The sequence below is a fragment of the Terrabacter sp. Soil810 genome (assembly GCF_001429645.1).
GTDB lineage: Bacteria > Actinomycetota > Actinomycetes > Actinomycetales > Dermatophilaceae > Terrabacter.
In genome coordinates, this window is record NZ_LMSW01000011.1 from 439,086 (window position 1) to 463,756 (window position 24,671).

Annotated in this window: 27 protein-coding genes; 18 read left to right on the plus strand and 9 right to left on the minus strand. The window is 72.0% G+C overall.

The window, feature by feature from the left end; translation table 11 throughout:
- The first annotated feature begins 18 nt into the window (after nt 1-18).
- On the plus strand, nt 19-951 hold the full coding sequence (gene mshB / locus ASG96_RS07965; protein ID WP_057587676.1) for an N-acetyl-1-D-myo-inositol-2-amino-2-deoxy-alpha-D-glucopyranoside deacetylase: 933 nt from the start codon (nt 19-21) through the stop codon (nt 949-951).
- A 179-nt stretch (nt 952-1,130) separates the two neighbouring features.
- Nucleotides 1,131-2,858, plus strand: a complete 1,728-nt coding sequence (locus ASG96_RS07970) for a VanW family protein (RefSeq protein WP_057587677.1) — start codon at nt 1,131-1,133, stop codon at nt 2,856-2,858.
- Between the two features lie 52 nt (nt 2,859-2,910).
- On the opposite strand, the gene ASG96_RS07975 is transcribed toward ASG96_RS07970, so the two are convergent.
- Nucleotides 2,911-4,041, minus strand: coding sequence for a GNAT family N-acetyltransferase (locus ASG96_RS07975; RefSeq protein WP_235506403.1), 1,131 nt, complete (start codon nt 4,039-4,041; stop codon nt 2,911-2,913).
- A 64-nt stretch (nt 4,042-4,105) separates the two neighbouring features.
- Between ASG96_RS07975 and fdxA the strand changes: the two genes are divergently transcribed.
- From fdxA to ASG96_RS07995, 4 genes are all read left to right on the plus strand, one after another.
- Nucleotides 4,106-4,432, plus strand: a complete 327-nt coding sequence (gene fdxA, locus ASG96_RS07980) for a ferredoxin (RefSeq protein WP_020143133.1) — start codon at nt 4,106-4,108, stop codon at nt 4,430-4,432.
- Between the two features lie 2 nt (nt 4,433-4,434).
- Nucleotides 4,435-5,562 (plus strand): succinyldiaminopimelate transaminase, encoded by a 1,128-nt coding sequence (dapC, locus tag ASG96_RS07985; RefSeq protein WP_235509107.1) that lies wholly within the window; start codon nt 4,435-4,437, stop codon nt 5,560-5,562.
- A 148-nt stretch (nt 5,563-5,710) separates the two neighbouring features.
- The gene (locus ASG96_RS07990) at nt 5,711-6,991 is read left to right on the plus strand and encodes a citrate synthase (RefSeq protein ID WP_082588512.1); all 1,281 of its coding nucleotides are present in this window, start codon (nt 5,711-5,713) and stop codon (nt 6,989-6,991) included.
- Between the two features lie 79 nt (nt 6,992-7,070).
- A complete protein-coding gene (locus ASG96_RS07995) occupies nt 7,071-7,433 on the plus strand; it encodes a hypothetical protein (protein WP_056753029.1) in 363 nt (120 codons plus the stop codon).
- Here the strand turns inward: ASG96_RS07995 and ASG96_RS08000 are convergent.
- Both ASG96_RS08000 and dapD read right to left on the minus strand, forming a co-directional pair.
- Complete coding sequence (locus ASG96_RS08000; RefSeq protein ID WP_235509108.1) at nt 7,420-8,292, minus strand: hypothetical protein; 873 nt, start codon at nt 8,290-8,292, stop codon at nt 7,420-7,422. The genes ASG96_RS07995 and ASG96_RS08000 overlap by 14 nt on opposite strands.
- A 52-nt stretch (nt 8,293-8,344) precedes the next feature.
- A complete protein-coding gene (dapD, locus tag ASG96_RS08005) occupies nt 8,345-9,277 on the minus strand; it encodes a 2,3,4,5-tetrahydropyridine-2,6-dicarboxylate N-succinyltransferase (RefSeq protein ID WP_057587679.1) in 933 nt (310 codons plus the stop codon).
- 118 nt (nt 9,278-9,395) lie between these two features.
- Here dapD and dapE point away from each other — a divergent pair, with 118 nt between their 5' ends.
- From dapE to ASG96_RS08030, 5 genes are all read left to right on the plus strand, one after another.
- Nucleotides 9,396-10,511 carry a succinyl-diaminopimelate desuccinylase gene (dapE, locus tag ASG96_RS08010; protein WP_057587680.1) on the plus strand — a complete coding sequence of 372 codons (1,116 nt, stop codon included), beginning with the start codon at nt 9,396-9,398 and terminating at the stop codon, nt 10,509-10,511.
- A gap of 22 nt (nt 10,512-10,533) precedes the next feature.
- Nucleotides 10,534-11,307, plus strand: coding sequence for a TIGR00730 family Rossman fold protein (locus ASG96_RS08015; RefSeq protein WP_056753039.1), 774 nt, complete (start codon nt 10,534-10,536; stop codon nt 11,305-11,307).
- Complete coding sequence (locus tag ASG96_RS08020; protein WP_057587681.1) at nt 11,304-11,774, plus strand: hypothetical protein; 471 nt, start codon at nt 11,304-11,306, stop codon at nt 11,772-11,774. The genes ASG96_RS08015 and ASG96_RS08020 overlap by 4 nt, the downstream gene beginning before the upstream one ends.
- A complete protein-coding gene (locus tag ASG96_RS08025) occupies nt 11,771-12,985 on the plus strand; it encodes a hypothetical protein (protein WP_057587682.1) in 1,215 nt (404 codons plus the stop codon). The genes ASG96_RS08020 and ASG96_RS08025 overlap by 4 nt, the downstream gene beginning before the upstream one ends.
- 92 nt (nt 12,986-13,077) lie before the next feature.
- Nucleotides 13,078-14,154: a hypothetical protein gene (locus ASG96_RS08030; RefSeq protein ID WP_057587683.1), complete on the plus strand. Its 1,077-nt coding sequence runs from the start codon at nt 13,078-13,080 to the stop codon at nt 14,152-14,154.
- Between the two features lie 129 nt (nt 14,155-14,283).
- Here ASG96_RS08030 and ASG96_RS08035 read toward each other — a convergent pair whose 3' ends face one another.
- The gene (locus ASG96_RS08035) at nt 14,284-15,096 is read right to left on the minus strand and encodes an enoyl-CoA hydratase/isomerase family protein (RefSeq protein WP_057587684.1); all 813 of its coding nucleotides are present in this window, start codon (nt 15,094-15,096) and stop codon (nt 14,284-14,286) included.
- A 152-nt stretch (nt 15,097-15,248) separates the two neighbouring features.
- Here ASG96_RS08035 and ASG96_RS22615 point away from each other — a divergent pair, with 152 nt between their 5' ends.
- The gene (locus tag ASG96_RS22615; protein ID WP_013493416.1) at nt 15,249-15,422 is read left to right on the plus strand and encodes a DUF3117 domain-containing protein; all 174 of its coding nucleotides are present in this window, start codon (nt 15,249-15,251) and stop codon (nt 15,420-15,422) included.
- A 118-nt stretch (nt 15,423-15,540) separates the two neighbouring features.
- Here ASG96_RS22615 and ASG96_RS08040 read toward each other — a convergent pair whose 3' ends face one another.
- Nucleotides 15,541-16,164 (minus strand): O-methyltransferase, encoded by a 624-nt coding sequence (locus ASG96_RS08040; RefSeq protein ID WP_057588360.1) that lies wholly within the window; start codon nt 16,162-16,164, stop codon nt 15,541-15,543.
- A gap of 72 nt (nt 16,165-16,236) precedes the next feature.
- Between ASG96_RS08040 and ASG96_RS08045 the strand changes: the two genes are divergently transcribed.
- The 6 genes from ASG96_RS08045 to ASG96_RS08070 all read left to right on the plus strand — a co-directional run bounded on the left by ASG96_RS08045 (nt 16,237) and on the right by ASG96_RS08070 (nt 20,760).
- A complete protein-coding gene (locus tag ASG96_RS08045; protein ID WP_056753052.1) occupies nt 16,237-16,695 on the plus strand; it encodes a hypothetical protein in 459 nt (152 codons plus the stop codon).
- Nucleotides 16,696-16,862: 167 nt separating this feature from the next.
- A complete protein-coding gene (gene sigE / locus ASG96_RS08050) occupies nt 16,863-17,510 on the plus strand; it encodes an RNA polymerase sigma factor SigE (RefSeq protein WP_157610743.1) in 648 nt (215 codons plus the stop codon).
- A gap of 19 nt (nt 17,511-17,529) precedes the next feature.
- A complete protein-coding gene (locus ASG96_RS08055) occupies nt 17,530-18,249 on the plus strand; it encodes an anti-sigma factor (RefSeq protein WP_056753058.1) in 720 nt (239 codons plus the stop codon).
- Nucleotides 18,246-19,910 (plus strand): S1C family serine protease, encoded by a 1,665-nt coding sequence (locus ASG96_RS08060; RefSeq protein WP_056753061.1) that lies wholly within the window; start codon nt 18,246-18,248, stop codon nt 19,908-19,910. Before ASG96_RS08055 ends, ASG96_RS08060 begins: the two co-directional genes overlap by 4 nt.
- Before the next feature lie 55 nt (nt 19,911-19,965).
- On the plus strand, nt 19,966-20,322 hold the full coding sequence (locus tag ASG96_RS08065) for a twin-arginine translocase TatA/TatE family subunit (RefSeq protein WP_056753064.1): 357 nt from the start codon (nt 19,966-19,968) through the stop codon (nt 20,320-20,322).
- A 147-nt stretch (nt 20,323-20,469) separates the two neighbouring features.
- A complete protein-coding gene (locus tag ASG96_RS08070; RefSeq protein WP_056753067.1) occupies nt 20,470-20,760 on the plus strand; it encodes an ABC transporter transmembrane domain-containing protein in 291 nt (96 codons plus the stop codon).
- A gap of 160 nt (nt 20,761-20,920) precedes the next feature.
- On the opposite strand, the gene ASG96_RS08075 is transcribed toward ASG96_RS08070, so the two are convergent.
- The 4 genes from ASG96_RS08075 to ASG96_RS23765 all read right to left on the minus strand — a co-directional run bounded on the left by ASG96_RS08075 (nt 20,921) and on the right by ASG96_RS23765 (nt 24,671).
- A complete protein-coding gene (locus tag ASG96_RS08075; protein WP_057587685.1) occupies nt 20,921-22,063 on the minus strand; it encodes an Mrp/NBP35 family ATP-binding protein in 1,143 nt (380 codons plus the stop codon).
- Between the two features lie 63 nt (nt 22,064-22,126).
- Nucleotides 22,127-22,681 (minus strand): DUF1003 domain-containing protein, encoded by a 555-nt coding sequence (locus ASG96_RS08080; protein WP_056753072.1) that lies wholly within the window; start codon nt 22,679-22,681, stop codon nt 22,127-22,129.
- A complete protein-coding gene (locus ASG96_RS08085) occupies nt 22,678-23,985 on the minus strand; it encodes a magnesium transporter MgtE N-terminal domain-containing protein (RefSeq protein WP_057587686.1) in 1,308 nt (435 codons plus the stop codon). The genes ASG96_RS08080 and ASG96_RS08085 overlap by 4 nt, the downstream gene beginning before the upstream one ends.
- Before the next feature lie 17 nt (nt 23,986-24,002).
- Complete coding sequence (locus tag ASG96_RS23765) at nt 24,003-24,671, minus strand: hypothetical protein (RefSeq protein ID WP_200962665.1); 669 nt, start codon at nt 24,669-24,671, stop codon at nt 24,003-24,005.

Below are 24,671 nucleotides of genomic sequence, written 5' to 3' on the forward strand. Positions count from 1 at the left end.
CGCACCGAGAGGACTCCCGTGAGCCGACTGCTCTTCGTCCACGCCCACCCCGACGACGAGACCCTGACGTGCGGCATCGCGATGGCCCACCACGTCGCCCGCGGCGACGAGGTGCACGTGCTGACCTGCACGCTGGGGGAGGAGGGTGAGGTCATCCCACCGGGTCTGGCTCACCTCGAGGGCGACCCGGACGACCGGCTCGGACCCTACCGTCACGGCGAGCTGACGCGGGCACTCGACCGCATCGGGGCCGTGCTGCACGTGCTCGGCGCCGACGAGTCCTCCGGCCGGCTGTCGCTCTACCGCGACTCCGGCATGGCCGGCTCGCCGGCCGCGGCCCGCCCCGAGGCGTTCGCGGCGGCCGACCTCGAGCAGGCCGGTGGCCTCGTCGCCGACGTCGTGCGCGAGCTGCGGCCCGACGTCGTCGTGACCTACGACGAGCACGGCGGCTACGGCCACCCCGACCACGTCCAGACGCACCGCGTCACCCGCAGCGCGCTCGCGCTGCTCGACCCGGTCGACCGGCCAGGGCGCGTCTACGAGATCCTCACGCCGGCCGGCTGGGCCGGCGAGGACCGCGCGTGGCTGGCCGCCGCCGACCCGGCCCTGCTCGACACGGCCACGTGGTGGGCCCGACAGGACCTCGGGCCGGGTGCGCCGGTGCCGCCGCGGCTCGTGGTCCCGGGTCCCGACGACCCTTTCCCGCCGTCGGTCGTCGACGACGACCGCGTCACCCACGCCGTGGTCGACGAGGCCGCGCGCGCCGTCCAGAGCGACGCCCTGCGCGAGCACGCGACCCAGGTCATCGTCGCGAGCGAGGACGTGCACGCCCTCTCCAACCTCGTGGCCGTGCGGACGACCGCGCGCGAGGGCTTCCGGCGCGTCGACCCCCTCACGTGGGAGACGGTCGGCGGGCCCGTCGACCCCGGCGAGGCGGGCCTGCTCGTCTGACCGACGCGAGCGGACGGCATACGCCCTCCTGGCGCGTCCCGGGCGACGGCGCGCGTGGGGCCGCAGGCGTCGCGCCGGCAACGATCTCGTCACGGGGCCGACACCTCGCGGTACTTCGCTGAATTCGGACACGGCTGGGGTTACCTTCGTGCCACTCGATGTCCCCTGCCCGGAGAACCATGGCCGACGACTGGTCCGACGACACGCGCCGCGAGCGGCGCTCGACCGTGCTGCGCCTGCTCGTCGCGGCGGTCGTCCTCGGTGGCGGCTATGCGGGCCTCTGCGCGTGGTCCTCGCAGCACGTCCCCGCCTCGGCGTCGGTGGGCGGGATCCGCATCGGCGGGATGACACCCGAGTCCGCGCGAGCGGCCATCGACAAGGCCTCTCGCTCCCTGCTCACGACACCCATCGCGCTCAGCGTGCCGGGCCGAGCCGATCCGCTGCAGGTCGTGCCGCGCGACGCGGGCCTCACGATCGACGCGGACCGCTCCCTCGTGGGACTCACCGGCTTCACGCTCGACCCGCGGGTCGTGTGGGACAAGCTCACGGGGTCGGTCCGGGCCCCGCTCCTCACGAGCGCGGACGACGAGGCACTCACCGCCTACCTCGACCGGCTCGCGCCCGGAGTGGCCGTCGCCCCCGTGGAGGGGCAGGTGACGTTCCCCGGCGGATCCGTCTCGGTCGACATGCCGGTGCCCGGTCGCAGCCTCGACGTGGTCGCGACGAAGTACGCCCTGCGCCAGGCCTTCCCCGACTCGACGCGGGCCACGGCGTCGGTGCGTCAGACGTCCCCCGCGGTGAGCGCCGACGTGGTCCAGCAGGTCGGCTCGCAGTTCGGCAGCACCGCCATGTCGCGCCCGCTCACGCTCGTGTCCGGCGCGACCCGCGTGCTCCTCTCCCCGGCCGAGTACGCCCCGATGGTCTCGGTGGTACCCGACGGGGCGGGCGGCCTGACCCCACGCTTCGACGAGCCCGGCCTCGCCCGCCTCGTCGCCGGCAAGGTGACGGTGACGACCCGGACGGCGAGCAACGCACGCTGGGTCTTCGAGCCCGACAACGGCAAGCCGCGCCTCGTGCCCTCGGTCGACGGGCTGACCGTCGACGAGGACGCCGTCGCCAAGCGGGTCGTCGCGGCCATCTCGGGAGCCGACCGGACGGTCGACGTACGAGCGACGGTCGCCCGGCCGCCCTTCACGACCCAGGACGCCCAGACGGCCGGCGTCACGAGCCTCGTCGTCGACTTCCGCTCGCCCTTCCCGACGAACGACACGACGCGCACCAACAACCTCGTCGTCGCCACGAAGCGCATCAACGGCACCTACGTCCCGCCCGGGGGCACCTTCAGCCTCAACGCGATCCTCGGCGAACGCACCGAGGACAAGGGGTACGCCGACGGCACCGTCATCATCGACGGCCGGCTGACCCGCGGCACCGGAGGCGGCATCAGCCAGGTCTCCACGGTCGTCTACAACATGGCCTACTTCGCCGGTGTCGACTTCCTCGAGTTCAGTCCCCACGCCTTCTTCATCCCGCGCTACCCCGAGGGCCGCGAGGCCACCGTCTACTGGCCGACGATCGACAACAAGTGGAAGAACGACACCCCCTACGGCATCCTCCTGCAGACGTGGGTCGAGGGCGGCTTCGTCCACGGTCGCGTGTGGAGCACGAAGACGTGGGACGTCAGGTCGGTCAAGGGGCCGAGACGAGACGTCGTGCCCCCCAAGACGATTCGCACCGGCAGCCTGAAGTGCTACCCGCAGCAGCCGAATCCCGGCTTCGACGTCACGGTGACCCGACAGTGGTACCGACCCGGGTCGAGCACCCTCGTCAGGAGCGAGCCGGTCAGCACCCACTACGTGCCCGAGGACCACATCATCTGCACGAACCCGGCCGCCACTCCGCCGTGACACGGGGTGAGGCGGCAGTGGGTCGCCGACCCTGGTGGGCGCCGCGAGCGGCTCAGGCGGTCGGGCGGGCGAGGTAGGTGTACTCGTGGTGCACGCCGAAGCCCAGCCCCTCCCAGAACGCGACCCCGTCGGCGTTGTCGGACGAGACCTGCAGGTACATCGCGGGCATGTTGTTCTCGCGGGCGACCATGGCGATCGCCGAGACGACCGTCGTCGCCAGGCCCTGGCGGCGGTGGTCCGGATGCACCCAGAGGCCGAAGACGCCGGCCCACCCCGGGTGGATCGCCATGCGCGCCAAGGCGATGATGCGCCCGCTCTCGGGGTCGGTCACCGAGAGGAAGAGCTGTCCGTCGCTGCCCGTGAGGACCGCCTCGGTGGCGCCCGGCACGATCGTGCGCTGCTCGCCGTAGCTCATGAGCCAGTCGAGCTTGAGCTCCGCGTCGGCCGTGACCGGCGCCGACTCCTCGGTGAGGGGCGGCACGGAGGCGGACAGGCCCGTCATGACAAGCACCCGCTGCCAGTCGTCGCGACCTCCACCGACGGCGTAGCCCCGCTCGAGCAGCGCCGCGGCAGCAGGGATCTCGTCCACCACGAACCCGCGCTCTCCGTGGACCTGGAAGATCGGGGGGCGGTCGCGCTCGGCGTACCACTTCTCGACGTAGTCGATCGCCTTGTCGATCGGCAGGCTGGGGTCGCCCACGACGAGCGCCGAGTTGGCCCGCCCGGTGAAGCCCTCCGAGGCGCGCAGCACCCACTCGCCGACACCCCCGCGGTCGAGGGCCTGCCAGCCCTTGGCCATGACCTTCTCGAGGTCGTCGGCCGAGACGCGCTCGTGCGCCCGACCGGGACGGCTGGCGGGCGGCGGCACGTCCTTGGCGGCGACGACGTCGGCGCGGATCAGCTTCACCCGCTCGGTCTTCGTGTCCACGACGAGGAAGTCGTCGTTGCGGGCGACGAGCTCGCCGACGACGTCGGTGGCGGCGGCCTCGGCGCCCTCGGCGAGCCGGTAGCGCACGACGACCCTGCTGCCGATGGTCAGGCCCGCGGTGAGCCGGTGGCCGGTCGTGTCGGCCGCGGCGGTGGGGGAGAGCGGAGCCACCTCCGGGCCCCTCGCGGTGTCCTCCGAGGACGTCGTCTCCGGGTCGGTCTCATCCGTGGGGCCGTGCGTGGGCTCGCCATTCATGTCCGGCATACTAGGCGGTGCAGCATCCGCTCCCGAACGCTCCACAGCAGGAGGTCCGCTCCCCATGACCTATGTCATCGCCCAGCCTTGCGTCGATCTCAAGGACCGTGCCTGCATCGAGGAGTGTCCGGTCGACTGCATCTACGAGGGCAAGCGGTCGCTCTACATCCACCCCGACGAGTGCGTCGACTGCGGTGCCTGCGAGCCGGTCTGCCCCGTCGAGGCGATCTACTACGAGGACGACGTCCCCGAGCAGTGGGCCGACTACTACAACGCCAACGTCGAGTTCTTCAACGACCTCGGCAGCCCCGGCGGCGCCGCCAAGCTCGGCGTCATCGACAAGGACCACCCGCTCATCGAGGCGCTGCCGCCGCAGGAACACGACGAGTGACCGTGCCCGGCGCGTCCCTCAGGGGGCTCGACCTTCCGGACTTCCCGTGGGACTCGCTCGCGCCGTACAAGGCGCGAGCGGTCGCGCATCCGGAGGGCATGGTTGACCTGTCGGTCGGCACCCCGGTCGACCCCACCCCCGAGGTCGTACGCCGGGCGCTGGCCGAGGCGGCCGACGCCCCGGGCTATCCGCTGACCGTGGGCACCGCCGACCTGCGGGCCGCGATCTGCGAGTGGTTCGAGCGGCGGCGCGGCGTCCCGGGCCTGACCGCCGACGCGGTCCTGCCCACCATCGGCAGCAAGGAGCTCGTCGCCTGGCTGCCCACCCTGCTCGGTCTGGGCGCAGGTGACGTCGTCGGCATCCCGGCCGTCGCCTACCCGACCTACGACATCGGCGCCCGCATCGCCGGTGCGACGAGCGTGGTCGCGCAGTCGCTGACGAGCCTGGGGCCGCTCACCGCGTCCACGACACCGAAGCTCTTGTGGCTCAACAGCCCCGGCAACCCCAACGGACAGGTGCTGGGCGTCCCGCACCTGCGCAAGGTGGTCGCGTGGGCGCGTCAGCACGGCGTCGCGGTGGCCAGCGACGAGTGCTACGCCGAGCTCGACTGGCGCGAGGGTCAGGTCGGCACCGCGACGCCGAGCATCCTGCACCCCGACGTCTGTGGGGGGTCCCACGAGGGACTGCTGGCCGTCTACTCGCTGTCCAAGCAGTCCAACCTCGCCGGCTACCGCGCCGCGTTCGTCGCCGGCGACCCCGCCCTCGTCGGCGCGATCCTCGAGGTGCGCAAGCACGCCGGCATGATCATGCCCACACCCGTCCAGCACGCCATGGCGGTCGCCCTGCGCGACGACACCCACGTGCGGACGACGCGTGCGGCATACGCCCGACGGCGCGAGCAGCTGCTTGCCGCGGTCACCCGGGCGGGCCTGCGTGTCGACCACTCCGAGGCGGGCCTCTACCTCTGGGCCACGCGCGAGGAGGACTGCTGGACAACGGTGTCCGAGCTCGCCGACCGCGGCATCCTCGTCGCGCCGGGTTCGTTCTACGGCGCTGCAGGCGCCCAGCACGTGCGCATCGCGCTCACGGCCACCGACGAACGCGTCGCTGCGGCCTGCTCCCGGCTCTGACGCCGGGGCCGTCACGGCCCCGGTCGGAAGGCGGTTTCGTGCGGTGGTATGGGGTGGACCTGTTTTCTCAGCCGACCCGACGCTGGGGTAACGTCGCTCGCGGATACGTCCGGCGCCGTTGGGCCGGAGTTACAGGAGGCGAGGAACAGTGACGAAGGCAGTGGACGCGACACTCAGGGTCGCAGACAAGGAACTCACGTTCCCGGGCGTCAAGGCCGTGGAAGGCAACGACGGGCTCGGCGTGGGCTCGCTCCTGAAGGAGACCGGCCTCGTCACCTACGACGTCGGCTTCGTCAACACGGCGTCGTGCAAGAGCGCCATCACCTACATCGACGGCGACGCGGGCATCCTGCGCTACCGCGGCTACCCCATCTCCGAGCTGGCCGAGAAGTCCACGTTCGTCGAGGTCGCCTACCTGCTCATCTACGGCGAGCTGCCCACCCCCGAGGAGCTGACGCGCTTCGAGGACTCCATCCGCCGGCACACGATGCTGCACGAGGACCTCCGCGCGTTCTTCAACGGCTTCCCGCGTGACGCGCACCCGATGCCGGTGCTCAGCTCGGCCGTCTCGGCGCTCGGCACGTTCTACCAGGACAGCCTCGACCCCTTCGACCAGGAGCAGGTCGAGATCTCGACCGTCCGTCTCCTCGCCAAGCTGCCGACCATCGCGGCCATGGCGCACAAGAAGAGCGTCGGCCAGCCGTACATGTACCCCGACAACTCGCTGTCGTTCGTCGAGAACTTCCTGCGGATGACGTTCGGCTACCCCGTCGAGCCCTACGAGGTCGACCCGACGGTCGCCAAGGCCCTCGACCTGCTCTTCATCCTGCACGCCGACCACGAGCAGAACTGCTCGACCTCGACGGTGCGCCTCGTCGGATCGGCCCACGCGAACCTCTTCAACTCGGTCTCGGCCGGCATCCACGCCCTGTCCGGCCCGCTCCACGGCGGCGCCAACCAGGCCGTCCTCGAGATGCTCGGCAAGCTCCACCAGTCGGGCGACGACCCGAAGAAGTTCATGGAGAAGGTCAAGAACAAGGAGGACGGTGTCCGCCTCATGGGCTTCGGGCACCGCGTCTACAAGAACTACGACCCGCGCGCGGCGATCATCAAGAAGGCCGCCGACGACATCCTCGAGAAGCTCGGACAGAACGACCCGCTGCTCGAGATCGCCAAGGGCCTCGAGGAGATCGCGCTGGCCGACGACTACTTCGTCGAGCGCAAGCTCTACCCGAACGTCGACTTCTACACCGGCCTCATCTACAAGGCCATGGGCTTCGAGTCGAAGATGTTCACGGTGCTCTTCGCCATCGGCCGCCTGCCGGGCTGGATCGCCCAGTGGCGCGAGATGATGACCGACCCCGAGACGAAGATCGGCCGCCCGCGCCAGATCTACACCGGCGAGGCGGAGCGCAGCTACCCCGCCTGAGCCCCCGCGTCCCGGGCTCCACGTGATCCACCCGATGCCCCCGCCCCCCAAGGGACGGGGGCATCGGCATGATGGGCTGATGGCCAGGTACCTCGTCAACGACGCGGCCGTCGCCCGGTGCCGCGAGCTCATCGACAAGCGGCAGTACGTCCTCGACAGCGACTGGGGGCAGGTGCAGCCGGACGCGGAGGCGCAGAACCGCTACCTCGAGAACCACTCGTGGGACGACTATGCCGCCTGGCACCTGGGGCTCACCGAGGGCGCGAACGACGGGACGAAGGCCCGCTACGCGTTCGTCCACGGCGACCTGCGGCGCGTCCACCGCACGGCGCTCATCGCCTGCGTCTACCGCGCGTCCGAGTGGCGGCACAAGGACGTCGAGCTGGCGGCTCACGACCTGCTGCAGCACCTCGACCGCGTGTCCGGGCTCAGCCCAGGGTGATCGTGACCGTCGTGCCGTCCGTGCCGGCGGACCAGCCCTCGTCGCCGGCTGCCCGGTCCCAGGTGCGCTCGCCGATGCTGACCTTGCTCGCCCCGTAGATCTCGGCCCGCGCGACGGCCCACTGGGCGACGGCCCACGCCGTCGTCCGGTCGCGCGCCGTGACGGTCAGGGCGCCGTCGCCGGGCTGGACCGACGTCACCCCCATCTGCTCGGACAGGTCGCTCGCGACGCGCTGCGGCGTGAGGCTCGTCTTCACCGCGTCGAGGCGGCACGTGAGCCCGGCGGGGGAGTGGCCCGTCAGCGTCGAGGCGAGGACGCGACCCTGCCCCTCGTGGTCGCGGTAGGCCTCCGGGAAGCCGCTCTTCTGGACGCGCTGCGCGATCTTGGTGATGTCGGCCGTCTCGTAGCCCTTGTACTTCTCGAGCGCGTCGTAGAAGGCGTTCGTCGCATGCACGGGGTCGAGGATCTGCTCCTCCGTGCCCCAGCCCTGGCTCGGGCGCTGCTGGAAGAGCCCGAGGGAGTCACGGTCGCCGTAGCGCAGGTTGCGGATCTTCGACTCCTGGAACGCCGTCGTCAGCGCGATCGTGGCCGCGCGCGGCGGCATCTCCCGCTTGATCGACAGCGCCGAGATGAGGGCGGCATTGGCCGTCTGGTCGGGGTCGAAGGTCTCCGTGATGCCCGAGGCCTTGATGGTGCACTGCGGGTTGACGACGCTCTGGATGAGGAAGCGGGCGCCGAACCAGCCTGCGGTCCCGACGACGGCGAGCACGAGCAGGATCGGCACCCAGCGGCGTCGGCGACGCGCACGGGGGCGGCCCCGGGAGTCGGCAAGGGTCGGGCCCGGTCGGTTCTTCGGCATGGGGTCCTCGGGTGGTCCGGCTCTGGTCTGAACCGGTGGCGTCCGGTCTGGGTCAGTCGTTGGCGTGCAGTGCGGCGTTGAGGGTGATCCCCGTGCCGGCGCGGTCGCGGGCCTCCACGGCACCGCTCACGCTGTTGCGGATGAACAGGATGTTGCTCGACCCCGACAGCTCCTTGGCCTTGACCACGGTGCCGTCGGGCAGCGTCACCTTGGTGCCCGCCGTGACGTAGAGCCCGGCCTCGACGACGCAGTCGTCCCCGAGCGCGATGCCGATGCCGCCGTTGGCTCCGACGAGACAACGCTCGCCGATGCTGACGCGTTCCGTCCCGCCCCCGGACAGGGTGCCCATGATCGAGGCACCGGCCCCGATGTCGGACCCGTCGCCGACGACGACGCCCTGCACGATGCGGCCCTCGACCATCGAGGTGCCCAGCGTGCCGGCGTTGAAGTTGCAGAAGCCCTCGTGCATGACCGTGGTGCCCGCTGAGAGGTGGGCCCCGAGGCGCACCCTGTCGGCGTCGGCGATGCGCACCCCCTGCGGCACGACGAAGTCGGTCATCCGCGGGAACTTGTCGACGCCGTAGACGGCGACGTGCTGGCCCCGGGCCCGCAGGCGCATCCGGGTCTGCTCGAAGTCGTCGACGGCGCAGGCGCCGGCGCTCGTCCAGACGATGTTGGGCAGGGCCCCGAAGACGCCGTCCAGGTTGATCGTGTTGGGCTCGACGAGGCAGTGCGACAGCAGGTGCAGCCGCAGGTACGCGTCGGGCGCGTCGGCCGGCGGGGCGTCGAGGTCGATCTCGACGAGCCGGACCTCGGTGCGCACGCGTCGCGCCTCGTCCGCGCCGGCGAGGGCGTCGAGACCCTCGGGGACGACGGCGTCGGCCGGGCGCTCACCGAGCAGCGGCTGCGGGAACCACGTGTCGAGCACCTGCCCGTCGTCCGTGGTCGTCGTCAGTCCGTGTCCCCATGCAGTGCGCTCCGACATGGCCGCAAGGATATGGGGCGGGGGCGTGGCCGTGAAACACGGACCCGCACCGCGGACGTCCAGGGTCGGGCGGTCCCGTCACCGTCACGACGTGGTGACCTCCGGATAGCCTTTCCGTATGCCGTCGCCCTCGCCGTCCGCCGACCCGACCACCGCCGCCGCCTCCGGCGCCCCGGCCCTGGACCTCTCCGCCGACGTCACGTCGCTCACGGCCGCGATCTGCGACATCGAGTCGGTCAGCCAGGACGAGGCGGCGCTCGCGGACGCGATCGAGGCGGCGCTGCGCCCCCTCGGGCACCTCGAGGTCGTCCGCGACGGCAACACCGTCGTCGCCCGCACCTCGCTCGGGCGCCCCGAACGCGTCGTGCTGGCCGGGCACATCGACACCGTGCCGCTCACCGCGGTGCCCAACCTGCCGACGCGCCGCGTCGACGGCGAGCTCTGGGGCCGCGGCACGGTCGACATGAAGGGCGGCGTCGGCGTCATGCTGCGCATCGCGGCCCACGTGACCGAGCCGAGCCGCGACCTCACCTTCCTCTTCTACGAGTGCGAGGAGATCGACGGGAAGTACAACGGCCTCGCCCGCCTCGCGGACACCTCGCCCGAGCTGCTCGCCGGTGACTTCGCCGTCCTCCTCGAGCCGACCGACGGCGCCATCGAGGGCGGCTGCAAGGGCACCCTCCGCGCCGAGGTCGTCACGAAGGGCGTCGCCGCGCACTCGGCCCGGCCGTGGAAGGGCCACAACGCCATCCACGACGCCGCCGCCGTGCTCGCGCGCCTGACGGCCTACGAGGCCGAGACCATCACCGTCGACGGGCTCGACTACCACGAGGCGCTCCAGGCCGTCGGCATCAGGGGCGGCATCGCCGGCAACGTCATTCCCGACCGGTGCACCGTCACCGTCAACTACCGCTACGCCCCCGACAAGAACACCGAAGAGGCCTTCGCCCACGTGCGCCAGGTCTTCGACGGCTTCGACGTGACGTTGGGCGACGCGGCCGACGGCGCCCGCCCGGGCCTGCTGCTGCCCGCGGCCAAGGCCTTCATCGACGCACTGGGCGTCGCCGTCAACCCGAAGGAGGGCTGGACCGACGTCGCGCGCTTCTCGGCCCTCGGCATCCCGGCCGTCAACTTCGGGCCCGGCGACCCCAACCTCGCGCACATGGACGACGAGCGCTGCCCGGTCGAGCAGTACGTCGACGCCGAGGCCGCCCTGCTGCGCTGGCTCGGCTGACCTCTCCGCATAGGGTGGCGCTGTGACCGACCACCAGCCCGCACCCGTCACCCCGGGGAGCCCGCACGAGGACCGGCGCCAGACCGGTCCGGTGACGCTGCGGCGTCACAAGGTGCCCGTGACGACGACCGACCAGCGCCTGCTCGAGGCACCCCAGCCCAACGAGTGGCTGCACGCCGACCCGTGGCGCGTCATGCGCATCCAGTCCGAGTTCGTCGAGGGCTTCGGCACCCTGTCCGAGCTCGGCCCGGCGGCGGCCGTGTTCGGTTCGGCGCGCACGCGACCCGACGACCCGGCATACGCCGTCGGGGTCGAGGTCGGCCGCCTGCTGGCGGAGGCCGGCTACGCCGTCATCACCGGCGGCGGTCCGGGCGCCATGGAGGCGGCCAACAAGGGCGCCTTCGAGGCCAAGGGGACGTCGGTCGGGCTCGGCATCGAGCTGCCCTTCGAGACGGGACTCAACGAGTACGTCGACCTCGGCATCAACTTCCGCTACTTCTTCGCCCGCAAGGTCATGTTCCTCAAGTACTCCCGCGGCTTCATCGTGCTCCCGGGCGGGTTCGGCACCCTCGACGAGCTCTTCGAGGCAGTCACCCTCGCGCAGACGCAGAAGGTCACCGAGTTCCCGATCGTGCTCATGGGAGCCGCCTACTGGCAGGGCCTCATCGACTGGCTGCGCGACACCGTCCTCGACAACGGCATGATCAGCCCCTCCGACCTCGACCGGCTCATCGTCACCGACGACCCGCACGAGGCGGTCAAGGCGATCCGGACGTACGAGGGGCCGCGCGCGTGAAGTGGTTCATCCTCTTCGTCGGGATCGTCGTGCTGTGCTTCGTCGTCGCGCTCATCCTCGGGCTCGCCGGCGGCGGCCTCGGGCGCAACACCACGAGCCTCAGCCACGAGCCGTTGCCCGACGAGCCGATCCGCGACAGCGACTTCGACGACCTCGTCTTCGACGTGGGCGCCCGGGGCTACCGGATGAGCCAGGTCGACGGGGTCGTCGACCGGCTGCGGCGCGAGCTGCGTGAGAAGGACGAGGAGATCGCGGTGCTGCGCGGGGACGCCCCCGCCGTCCGCCCCACCGCTGCCGTCGTGCCTCCCGAGCCCGTTTCGGCCGAGCCCGTTTCTGCCGAGCCCGTGCCCGCAGAGCCCGCCGAGCCGGCCGAGCACGTCGAGTCCGCTGAGTCCGCCGAGTCCGCCGAGCCGGTCGAGTCCGGCGAGCAGTCCGATCCGACGGTCGGCCGCGAACGCACCACATGACCGAGGTGCTCCCGCTGCGTCCGCGCGGCGTCTTCGTCGCCTGGGTGCTCGCGGTCTACGCGATGGCCCGGGTCGTCACGACGACGATCCTGCTGATCGTCATGCAGCACCAGGTGCCGTCCGGCATGACCGGGGGCGACGACGTGCCCGTCTCGTACTTCCCGTTCACCGCTCTCTGGGACGGCCAGTGGTACCAGACGGTCGCGCAGCACGGCTATCCCTCCGAGCTGCCCGTCGGCGTCGGCGGCGCCGTCCAGCAGAACCCCTGGGCGTTCTACCCGCTCTTCCCGCTCATGGCCCGCGCCGGCATGGCCCTGACCGGACTCGACTTCCCGGTGGTGGGCTCCACCATCGCGCTGCTGTGCGGTGCCGGAGCAGCGGTGCTCATGGGCCTGCTGCTGCGCGACCGCATCGGCGCCCCGGCGGCATACCTCGTCGTCGCGCTGTGGGCGAGCTTCCCCGCGTCGGTCACGCTGCAGCTGGCCTACACCGAGTCCCTCGCCATGCTGCTGCTCGTCGGCTACCTCTACGCGCTGGCCAAGGAGCGCTGGCTCGTCGCGACGGCCGTCGCCGTGCTCGTCGGCCTCTCGAGACCGATCGCCGTGCCGCTGGGGCTGGTGACGCTCGTCGTGGTCGTGCTGCGCTGGCGGGCGCGGCGCGAGCGCCCGATCACCCCGGGGACGTATGCCGCCATGCTCGCCTCGCTCGTCGGCTGCGGTGTCGCCGGGCTGCTGTGGCCCGCGATCGCGTGGTGGCGCACCGGCGTGCCCACCGCCTACACCGACACGATGGCCTCGTGGCGCGGCTCGGGCACCGTCGAGCCGTTCACGCCGTGGGTCGGCATGTCGGAGTACGCGTTCGGCGACACGTGGGGCCCGGTGATGCTCGTCGTCATGCCTCTACTCGTCGTCGCGATGGTAGCCGGACCGTGGGCGCGCAACCTCGGCCCCGACCTGCGCACCTGGACGTTGGCCTACCCGGTCTACCTCGCGGCGGTGCTCGACCCCTTCACGAGCATCTTCCGCTACCTCATCCCGCTCTTCCCGCTCCTCGTCGTCGTGCTCGGGGCCGGGTGGGCCGACCGGCGCGGCAACACGTGGAGGCGGCTGCTGTGGCGGTTCGTCCCGCTCGTCGTGCTGTTCGTCGTCGGCCAGTACTACTGGACCGACATCCTGTGGCGGTTCATCCCCCCGAGCGACTACCCCCCGTGACCCGACACCGGTCAGACCCACCTCGATGCTTCGACCGGCAGATGATCTGCCGATCAGTGGGGTGATCACCCCACCACCAACCAGACCATGGTGTGGATCACGCACTGGTCCACACCCGCGACCAGGCGTGCCCCGTCGTCCACAAGCTCGTCCGAGGCCTGCCCATCACCTGCCTCGGCGGGCAGGGTGACGGAAAGACCCTCACCGACGCCGCAACAGCCCTCGCCGCGGTGCAGTTCGGAGTCGTGACCCGGCGTCAGCTCCTCGAAGCCGGTGTCTCGCGCGAGACCCTGCGCTGGCGGGTCGGCCGGGACTGGAGGCTCCTGCTGCCCGGCGTCTGCGCGCTGCAGACCGGCCTGCCCTCGGAGCGGCAACGGCTCGTCGCTGCGCAGCTCGTCGGCGGCGAGGGAGCGTGGCTCGCAGGATCCACCGCTGCCTCGCTGCACGGGATCGTGGCCGCCCCGATGGCGATGCCGATCCGGGTTCTCGTGCCCGCACCACGCCGGTCCCGGCGGATCGCATGGATCGACGTCCGGAGCACGACCCTGCTCGGCGAACGCGTTGTCGAGCGCGGCCCGCTCCGCCTCGGCTGCCTCGCGCGCGCTGTCGTCGACGCAGCGCACGAGACCCCGGATGAGCGCGCGGCACGTGGCCTCGTCATCGAGGCGGTCCAACGCCGCCTCGTCCGCCTCGACGACCTGGAGCACTGGGTCGACGCCAGGGGTCGTCGGGGCTCGGTGCGGCTGCGGCGGATTCTCGCCGAGGCTGCCGACGGCGCGTGGTCGGTGCCCGAGAGCGCCCTGCTCGCGCTGGTCCGGACCTCGCTCTTCCTGCCCGCGCCGATGGCCAACCCGCTCCTCACCGGCCCGAGCGGCGAGACCCTGACCTCGCCCGACCTCTGGTTCGACGACGTCGGCCTGGCCGTCATGGTGCAGTCACGCCGGTTCCACGCCGACGGCCCCGACTGGGAGGCCACCGTGGAGCAGGGATCCGACCTGTCGACGATGCGCGTCGTGGTCGTCGGCGTCACGCCGACTGCACTCGCGCGCGACCCCGAGTCGCAGTTGCGCCGCATCGAGCGGGCTCACGAGGCGGCTGCGCGCAGCGGTGTGCGAGCGCCCGTCACCGCTCGGGTCCGCAGCACCGTGCCCCTCGGGGCCGCGGGCTGAACCAGACACGCGAGATGGTTCGCCCGATCATCCGGCAGCCGGTGGGGTGATCACCACACCGGCTGCAGCGCCATCCAGCACATCATCGACCCGGGCACGAGGGGCCAGCCCTCGGGGTGGCGGCCGAGGTCAGGCGCCGGTGTAGGTGGGCTTCTCCTTGGCGAGGAAGGCGTCGACGGCGGCGCGGTGGTCACTGCTGCCACCCGTGAGCGCCATCAGTTCGGCCTCGTGGGCCAGCGCAGCGGGCAGGTCGGCGCCCGCGGAGTAGGCCACGGCGCGCCGGATCGAGCCGTAGGCCAGCGTCGGGCCGTCGGCGAGGGTCCGAGCCAGCGCCGTCACGGCTGCCTCGAGCTCCTCGGCCGGAACGACCTTGGTCACGAGACCCAGCGACACGGCCTCCGTCGCCGACACGGTGCGGGGCATGAGCAGCAGCTCCTTGGCCCGGGCCGGCCCGACGAGCCGGGGCAAGGTCCACGAGGCGCCCGAGTCGCACGAGAGCGCGATGCCCGCGAACGAGGTGTTGAGACCGGCCTGGTCCGACGCGACCCGGAAGTCGCACGCCAGCGCGAAGCTCATCCCCGCGCCGGCGGCCACGCCGTTGAGCGCCGCCACGACCGGCTTGTTCATCGTCGAGAGCGCGATGACGATGGGGTTGTAGTGGTCGGTGACGGTGGTGGCCAGCGTCGAGGTGGGGTCGCCGAGGCTGCGTACGTGCTCCTTGAGGTCCTGCCCGACGCAGAAGGCCCGGCCGGTCCCGGTGAGCACGACGCACCGCACGGCGGGGTCGTCGCCGACCTTGCGCAGGGCCGCCACGAGCGCGTCCTTGAGCGCGTTGTCGAGGCTGTTCATGGCGTCGGGACGGTTGAGCCGGAGCCATGCGATCCCGTCGGTGACCTCGACGATCAGGGGTGCGGGGGAGGGGGTGTCGGGCGTCTGCGTCATGGGCGCCACTCTGTCCCAATCCGTCCCGCGGCGGAAGCGCGGCAGGCCCCGCACCGGGCCGACGTGCCCTCTGTCACATCCCCAATTAGGTCTCGCAAACGAGACACGGAATAATGGGGCCAAAGACCGAGGATTCCTAGGGAAGGGGAACCATGGCAGCAATGAAGCCGAGGACCGGCGATGGCCCGCTCGAGGTCGTCAAGGAGGGCCGCGGCATCGTGCTGCGGATGCCCCTTGAGGGCGGCGGGCGTCTCGTCGTCGAGATGACCCCCGACGAGGCTGCGGCTCTGCGTGACGCGATCCAGGGTTGTGACGGCGTCAACTGACCCTTCCGCCTGATCCAGGTTCGACGGCCCCTGACCTCACGGTCGGGGGCCGTTTCGCATGCCCACCGGGGCGTGAGCGCACGTATGCCGTCCGGCCGGCCGGACGGCATACGTGACCTCAGCGCTTGACGGCCACGAGCAGGCCCTCGCCCACGGGCAGCAGCGACACGATGAACTGTTCGTGGTCCCGGATGGTGCGGCCGACCTCGCGCAGGGTGCGGGTCTCGGCGTCACGGTTGGCCGGGTCGGACTCCTTGTCGGTCCAGGTCATGACGAGGGTGCCGCCCTGGCGCAGCAGGCGCGTGGCCTGTGCGAGGTACTCGGGGTACTCCTCCTTGTCGGCGTCGACGACGACGAGGTCGTAGGCGGCGTCGGTCATCCGGGGGAGCACCTCGAGGGCGCGTCCGGCGATGACCCGGGTGCGCTGGTGGGCGAAGCCGGCCGCCGCGAAGGCGTCGCGCGCTGCCCGCTGGTGCTCGGTCTCGAGGTCGATCGTCGTGAGGATGCCGTCGGCCGGCATGCCGCCGAGCAGCCAGAGGCCCGAGGCTCCCGCCCCGGTGCCGATCTCCATGACGGCCTTGGCCCCGGTCGCGGCCGCGAGCATCTGGAGCACGGCGCCGACCCCGTTGCCGACGGCCGGTGCGCCGAGCTCCTCACCGCGGTGGGCGGCTTCCTCGACCTGCTCGCTCGGGGTGACGAACTCCTCGGCGTGCGACCACGCGGCGACCTTCTGGGTGCTCATGTTCGTCACCCTACTGTGACGTGAGGGGCTGATTCGGCACGCCGCCGCCTCGAACAGGGTAAGGATCAGGTCATGGATGAACAGGACAAGCCGACCGCGGAGCACCGGCGTCCGGAGGGTGTCGACGACGCCACGGTCGAGGCGCTCGGCAAGCTCTCGGAGGCGCTCGAGGTCGTCGAGGACGCCAGGGGCCACCTGTACGGCTTCCACCGCCTCACCGGGACGGCCGACCTGGCGCTCGGGGAGGCGGTCGACCTCCTGCGTGAGGCCGGGCACGCCGAGGTCGCCGACCGGCTCCGGACCGAGCTCGTCGGGCGCAACGTCGTGCAGGGCCGGTGGACGTTCCAGATCGTCGAGGAGTACGACGACGGCTACTACGCCACCTTCAAGCGCCTCGAGGCGGCGGCGCGCGACGACCTCGTCGGTGGCCGGCGCCACCTCTTCGAGGCGGAGATGAAGGAGGAGAGGCGCACGCACGGTCGGCCCCATCACGAGGCGGTGCCCGACGACGGCAGCTCCCAGTCCCGATGAGTGCCGCCGCGTCCGGGTCGCGACGCCGCCCACAGCAGAACCACAGGTTCCCGCTGGCGGTCGGACAGGGCAATCCGAGACGATCGACGGGAACGAAACGAGATCTGACGGCGTTCTTGTCGTTGACCCCTCTCCGTGAAAGGCCCAGGCCCCCTGTGAGCACGAGCGTGACGTCCACCTCTCCCACCTCGGTGGAGCAGGCCGACTCGACGTGGACTCCTCCCACGTGGGAGGAGATCGTCGAGCAGCACTCTGCGCGCGTCTACCGCCTGGCCTACCGCCTCACGGGCAACCCGCACGACGCCGAGGACCTGACGCACGACGTCTTCGTCCGCGTCTTCCGGTCGCTGCACTCCTACCAGCCCGGGACCTTCGAGGGCTGGCTGCACCGCATCACGACGAACGTCTTCCTCGACAAGATGCGTCGCAAGCAGCGCATCCGCTTCGACGCCCTTCCCGATGACGCCGCAGGTCGCCTGCCGAGCCTCGAGAAGGGCCCGGAGCAGACCTACCACGACGCCCGGTTCGACGACGACGTGCAGCGTGCCCTCGACGCCCTCGCGCCGGAGTTCCGCGCGGCCGTCGTCCTGTGCGACATCGAGGGCCTCAGCTACGAGGAGATCAGCGCGACGCTCGGCGTGAAGCTCGGCACGGTCCGCTCGCGCATCCACCGTGGCCGCGCCCAGCTGCGCGAGGCCCTCGCGCACCGCGCTCCCGAGGTCGCCGCCGCCGCCCGTCCCGCCAAGCCGGAGTCCCGCGCCGCACGCGCCGGCCTGCGCCTTCCCGGCCGCCGAGTCGCGGCGAGCTCGCGCTGATGGGTCCGGAGGTGATGTCGTGACGCCGCACCTCAAGGGATACGTCCGCGCGTACGTCGACCGGGCCCTGCCCCCGGCGATGCTGCACCTCTACGACAAGCACCTCGTGTGCTGCACCGTCTGCCGCGCCGCGGCCGACCAGGAGCGCCGCATCGTCGCGTCGCTGCGCTCCGACACCGGCGTCCCGCTGAGCCTGCGCTCCTCCCTCATGGGTCTGGGTGTCGCGCCGACGGGTGAGCCCCAGCCCGCGCCCAGCGCCCCGAGCCGCTCGAACGGTCCGCGCATCCCGCTGCCGCCCGTCGGCTTCCGTATGCCGTCGACGCCGTCCTACGACCCCGTGCCCACCGTGCGCCCGACCGCTCCCGCCCTGCACCGCTCGCCGATGCGCGCCGCGGTCGTGGCCTCGATCGCGGCCGGCGCGTCGGTCGCCGCCGCATGGGGCCTGGCGATCTCGCCAGTGCCCGGCTCGCGCACCCCCTCGGTGCGAGGCCCGGTGGCGAGCTTCGGCTCGAGCCCCGTCAGTGCCGTGAACTTCGGGGGCGCCGTGCTGCCCGGCAACCGCGTCTCTCCCGCCACGGGTCAGACGCCGCGCTTCGGTGACCTCGGTGCCGGCAACGTGCCCTACTGGGTCGTCACGACCCGCACCTCGACCCGCACCGCGTCGCTCGCCCTCGGCACGACGTCGGGTCCGGCCCCGGTTCGGGTCACCAACGTCCGTTCGGCACAATCAGGGCCATGAGCGACGAGTCGACGACGCCGGACCCTGATCCGACGGCAGCTCCAGAGCCCACCGAGAGCACCCGGGCCCACGGCACCCATCGGTCGCCGGAGGTGGAGCAGACCGGCATCATCGACCTGCACGACACGCGCGCCATCCCGTCGGCACCGCCGGCGACGCCGGTCTCGTCCCGCGTCGTGCCGGCGCCCGCGAGCGCTGGTCCCGGTGACTCGGACGACGACGCGTGGTTCGACGTCTTCGGCGGTGAGCACCCGACCGAGGGCGCCGGCGTGCCTGTGCGCGCCGACGCCTCGTGGGGCAGCGACCGCGCCGACTCCCTCGCCGAGGAGGCGCACCGGTCGGCGTACGCGCCGCCCGCGGCCGCACCGGCATCCTCGGCGCCCTCGGCGCCGGAGGCGGGCACCACTGCGGCCGCTGGTCTGGCCGGTGGCCCGAGCGACGCGCAGCCGAGCGCTGCCGCGGCGGCCGGCGAGTCGGCATACGTAGGCCCCGTGCCCCACGGGCCCGCCATGGGCGACCTCGCCACGGTCGGCGGCTCGACCCCGCCCGGTGTCCTGCTCACCGACGCCCCGGCTCCGCCGGGTCGCCGCCGCGGGCGCGGCAAGGTGGTCCTGGCCGTCGTCGGTCTCTGCCTGCTCTCGGGCGTCATCGGCGGCGTCGCCGGCCAGCTCGCCGAGGACCGCGTCAACGTCGCCGGATCGACGCTGCCCGACCCCGGTCCCGGGGCCACGCAGCGACCGGCCGGGTCGGTCGCCAACATCGCCGCCCTCGCGCTCCCGAGCGTCGTCACGATCAAGGTCGACGCGGGCAGCGAGGGCTCGGCGACGGGTTCCGGCTTCGTCATCGACTCCAAGGGCCACGTCCTGACGAACAACCACGTCGTCGAGCCCGGCGTCGACGGCGACATCGAGATCGTGCTGAGCAACGGCGACACCGAGAAGGCGACGATCGTCGGGCGCGACGAGAGCTACGACCTCGCCGTGCTCAAGATCAACCGCACCGACCTCAAGCCGCTCACCCTCGGCCCGTCCGACAAGGTCGTCGTCGGTGACCAGGTGATCGCCGTCGGCGCGCCGCTCGGCCTCGACCAGACCGTCACCACGGGCATCGTCAGCGCGCTCAACCGGCCGGTGGCGCCGGGGGAGGGCGCCGAGTCCTCCTTCATCAACGCCATCCAGACCGACGCGGCGATCAACCCCGGCAACTCGGGCGGCCCGCTGCTCGACATGACGGGCAAGGTCATCGGCGTCAACAGCGCCATCGCCCGGGTGCCGGGCACGAGCGGCTCCACCGGCGGCAGCATCGGCCTCGGCTTCGCGATCCCGAGCGACCAGGCCCGGCGCACCGCCGACCAGCTCATCGCGACCGGCAAGGCCACCCACCCGGTCATCGGCGTCAAGCTCAACCGCACCTTCGCGGGGGACGGCGCGAGGGTCGACGACGCAGCCGACTCCGTGACCTCGGGGGGCCCGGCGGCCAAGGCCGGCGTCAAGGCCGGAGACGTCATCGTCGGCTTCGAGGGCAAGCGCATCCGCACCCCTGACCAGCTCATCGTCTCGATCCGCGCGCGGGCCGTCGGCGACACCGTGACCCTCAAGGTCGAGCGTGGCGGCAAGGAGCTCGAGCTGCAGATGACGCTGGAAGCGGATCCGGCCAGCTAGAGCTCGACGCGCCACCGTAGGATGGCGCAGCCGGTACGCATGGAAGCGAGGGACTGTGTTCGACATCAACGGGTGGGAGCTGCTCCTGCTCGGTCTGCTCGCGATCCTCATCCTGGGTCCGGAGCGCCTGCCCGAGTACGCCGCGAAGTTCGGCAAGTTCGTCCGCCAGGCGCGCGGCATGGCCGACCGCGCCAAGCAGCAGCTCAAGGACGAGATGGGGCCGGAGTTCTCCGACGTCGACTGGCGGGCCTACGACCCGCGCCAGTACGACCCCCGCAAGATCGTGCGCGACGCGCTCGCTTCGCCCCCTGACGAGGACGAGCAGCCGTCACCGGCCGTCGACAAGCCGGTGAGCACGCCGCGCGGCCACGACCCGTCGGTCCCGACCCCGTGGGACAGCGAAGCCACCTGAATCTCTGACCCAGAGGTATCTCTGTCGGACGTCGGGGTTATCGTCCTGCGTGATGCCTGTTGATCCTGCTCCCAACCGCCCGCCTCGGTCCGGTCGCTCTGGCGCCTGCGCGGCTACCTCCGCCCGCACCGGTGGGCCCTCGCCGTCATGTTCGCCGCGTCGCTCGCCGGCGTCGGCGTCTCCATCGCCATCCCCCTCGTGACGCGCGCGATCATCGACGGGCCGATCACGCAGCACGAGCTCGCGCCGGTGCTGCCGCTGGGTCTGCTCGCCCTCGCGCTCGGCGTGCTCGAGGCCGTCCTCATCTTCGTGCGACGGTGGGTGCAGTCCAACGCCGTGCTCGGTCTCGAGACGGAGCTGCGCCGCGACCCCTACGAGCGGCTCCAGGCCCTCCCGATGAGCTTCCACAACCGCGCCTGGGTCGACTCGCTCGCCTGACCCGCCGCCCTCGAGCCCGGGCCAGGGCCCCCCGCCGTCCCCTCGCCGAACGCGGCGTTCGGTCGCGAACTCAGTGTTCTGCCGACGCTCTCACCTCCGAACGCGGCGTTCGGTGGTGAGGCGATGCGACGGGGACCGGGTCAGTGGGCCGGTCGGAGGGTCAGCGGCCGGCTGGGGTGAGGCCGAGCGAGCGGCCGGCGAGGCCCCGGGCCCGCGACCCGAGGGTGCGGGCGATACCGCGCAGCGCCACGGCAGCCGCGGTGTCAGGCTCGCCGAGCACGACCGGCGTGCCGGTGTCGCCGCCCTCACGCAGGCGGGTGTCGAGGGGGATCTGGCCGAGCAGCTCGACCGGGGCGCCGATGCTCTTCGTCAGCGAGTCGGCGACCGCCCGTCCGCCGCCGGAGCCGAAGATCTCCTGGCGCGTGCCGTCGGGCAGCTCCAGCCAGCTCATGTTCTCGATGACGCCGACGACGCGCTGGTGCGTCTGCAGGGCGATCGACCCGGCCCGCTCGGCCACCTCCGCGGCGGCCTGCTGCGGGGTCGTGACGACGAGGATCTCGGCCGTGGGGATGAGCTGAGCGACGGAGATCGCGATGTCGCCGGTGCCGGGCGGCAGGTCGAGCAGGAGCACGTCGAGGTCGCCCCAGAAGACGTCGCCGAGGAACTGCTGGAGCGCGCGGTGCAGCATCGGGCCGCGCCACACGACGGGCTGGTTGCCGGGCACGAACATGCCGATCGAGATGACCTTCACGTCGTGGCTGATGGGCGGCAGGATCATGTCGTCGACCTGCGTCGGGCGCTGCTCGACGCCGAGCATGCGCGGCACCGAGAAGCCGTAGACGTCGGCGTCGACGACGCCCACCCGCAGGCCCTGCTCGGCCATCGCGGCAGCGAGGTTGACGGTCACCGACGACTTGCCGACGCCGCCCTTGCCGGACGCGACGGCATACACCCGCGTCAGGCTGTTGGGCCTGGCGAAGGGGATCTCCTTCTCCGGGGCGCCGCCGCGCAGCTGGGAGCGCAGCTCGGCGCGCTGCTCGTCGCTCATGACGTCGAGCACGACCTCGACCGAGGTGACGCCGTCGAGGGCGAGCAGGGCGTTGCTCGAGTCCTTGGTCAGCGTCTCCTTCATCGGGCAGCCGGACACCGTGAGGAAGATCGCGAGGTCGACCTTGCCGGCGTCGTCGATCTCGACCGACTTGACCATGCCGAGCTCGGTGATCGGCTTGCGGATCTCGGGGTCGTTGACCTTCGACAGCGCCGTGAGCATGGCGTCACGGCTGGGCAGTGCGGCGACAGACATGTGTTCCATCGTATGCCGCCGTGCGGGGGCCCCCGACCACGGCCGGGGTGCGCTCGCTCACCCTCAGTGCCGGCCGTCCCTCGGGTCGTCGTCGGCCCTGCGGACGATCGCGCGCTCCTCGAGCTCCTCGAGGAGCTGGCGCAGCTCGGACCGCACGAAGTCACGCGTTGCCTGCTCGCGCAGGGCCAGGCGCAGGGAGGCCACCTCACGGGTGAGGAACTCGGTGTCGGCGAGGTTGCGCTCGTCGCGGGCCCGGTCCTGCTCGAGGGCGACGCGGTCACGGTCGGCCTGACGGTTCTGCGCGAGCAGGATGAGCGGGGCGGCATACGACGCCTGGAGGCTCAGCATGAGGGTCAGGAAGATGAACGGGAACTCGTCGAACACGAGCGACGGCGGGGCGAGGACGTTCCAGAGGATCCACGCCGCGACGAAGACCGTCATGCCGATGAGGAAGCCGGCCGTGCCCATCAGGCGCGCGAACTTCTCGGACAGGACGCCGAAGTCCTCTTGGGAGAACGAGATGCGCGGCAGCACCCGAGCGCGCTTCTCCTGGGGCTGGTCGAGCTTGTCGCCGCGGACCGCCCGGGGGCCGGTGCGACGCTCGGCACGCTCGCTCACGGCGTCACCCCCAGCTCATGGCGTTCCTCGCGCCAGTCCTCCGGGAGGATGTGGTCGAGCACGTCGTCGACCGTGACCGCGCCGATGAGCCGGCCGTCGTCGTCGACGACGGGCAGCGAGACGAGGTTGTAGGTCGCGAGCGTGCGCGTCACGGTCTCGAGCGACGCGGTGGCCACGACCGGCTCGATCTCCTTGTCGATGATCGACCCGACGGCGGCGTGCGGCGGCTCGCGCAGCAGGCGCTGGATGTGGACGAGGCCGAGGTAGCGCCCGGTCGGGGCCTCGAGCGGCGGGCGGCAGACGTAGACCATCGAGGCCAGTGCCGGGGCGAGCTCCTCGCGGCGCACCGTCGCGAGGGCCTCGGCGATCGTCGCCTCGGGACCGAGGATGACGGGCTCGGTCGTCATCATGCCGCCTGCGGTCTTCTCGTCGTAGGCGAGCAGGCGTCGCAGGGGAGCGGCCTCGTCGGGCTCCATGAGCTGGAGCAGCTCCTCGGCCTGCTCGGGCGGCAGGTCGGCGAGCAGGTCGGCGGCGTCGTCGGGCTCCATCGCCTCGAGGACGTCGGCCGCGCGCTCGTTGGCCAGGCCGGCCAGGATCTCGACCTGGTCGTCCTCGGGCAGCTCCTCGAGGAGGTCTGCGAGGCGCTCGTCGTCGAGAGCGGCGGCGACCTCGGCGCGGCGCTTGGGGTTGAGGTCGTGGATGACCTCGGCGAGGTCGGCGACCTTGAGGTCGTCGTAGGTCTCGAGGAGGCGCTCGGCACTCTGGGCGCCCGCCTGCTCGTGCAGGCCGACGACGTCGCGGATGTCGACGAGCATCGTCTTGCCCGACCGGCGACGGGTCAGCCGCGACATCGCCTTGGACGCCGACGAGACCCCGGCTGGTGCCTGGCGGACGAAGACGCGCGTGCCGATCCAGTCGCGGCGGGGGCCCTGCTCGATGGCGAGGTCCTCGACGAGGGAGTCGGCGAAGCCGGCCTCGACGGCCTCGGCCGTCGTGACGCGCACGGCGCGGTCGAAGAGCTCGGCGGCGACGAGGACCTCGTTGGTGCGCTGCTCGAAGCGGCGCATGTTGACCAGGCCCGTCGTGATGACGGCGCCGGCATCGATCGAGGTCACGCGCGTCATCGGCACGAAGACGCGGCGCCGCCCCGGCACCTCGACGACGAGGCCGATGACGCGGGGCTCGGGCCGGTTGACGGAGAACATCACCACGACGTCGCGGACGCGCCCGACCTGGTCACCGAGCGGGTCGAAGACGCTCAGTCCGGTCAGGCGCGCGACGAAGACGCGGGTGCTCGCACTCATGGGCCAAGGCTATGGGGTCAACGTCCACGGCGACGGGTGCCACGTCGCTGGCGCTTCTTGCGCAGTTTCGCCCGCTCCTTCGCGGCGCGTCGACCGGCCTTCGCCTCGTCGCGGGCGCGCTTGCGCTCGGCCTTCTCCTCACCACGCCCACCCCAGTGCCACGGGCGCCAGGACGTCGTCGTCGCGGCGGTGCGGGCGGGCGGCTCGCGGTGGTCGTGGGCGGCATACGCGCCGGGTGACTCGAGCGGCGTGTCGAAGGGCACCAGGGCGGTGACGGTGCACTCGGCCGCCCAGCGGGTCAGCGAGTCGTCGACCGAGTTGAGCCTCGACGCGCGGAGCAGCTCGGCCGCTCGCTGCCACTCCGGTGTGCCGGGCTCGAGCACGTGGACGTGTGCGCGCACCGTGAGCAGCCGGCCCCCGGTGTCCTTGCTGCGCAGGATGACCCGGACCTCCTTGGGGAGCCAAGGGAGTGGCTGCTCCCCGGGGCCGCTCACGACGAGGGCGGCGCCGTCGTCCCAGACGTGCCACGCCGGCCACGTGCGGTCGTCGGCGACCTCGATCCAGAGCAGCCCGGACTTGGCCATCGCCTCGCCGAGCAGGGCCGCGGCACCCGCCGCCTGCGGGCCGCCCTGCCCGGTCGCGGGCACGGGCTGCTCGGACACCTGCTCGGTCGCGCGCTCGGTCAC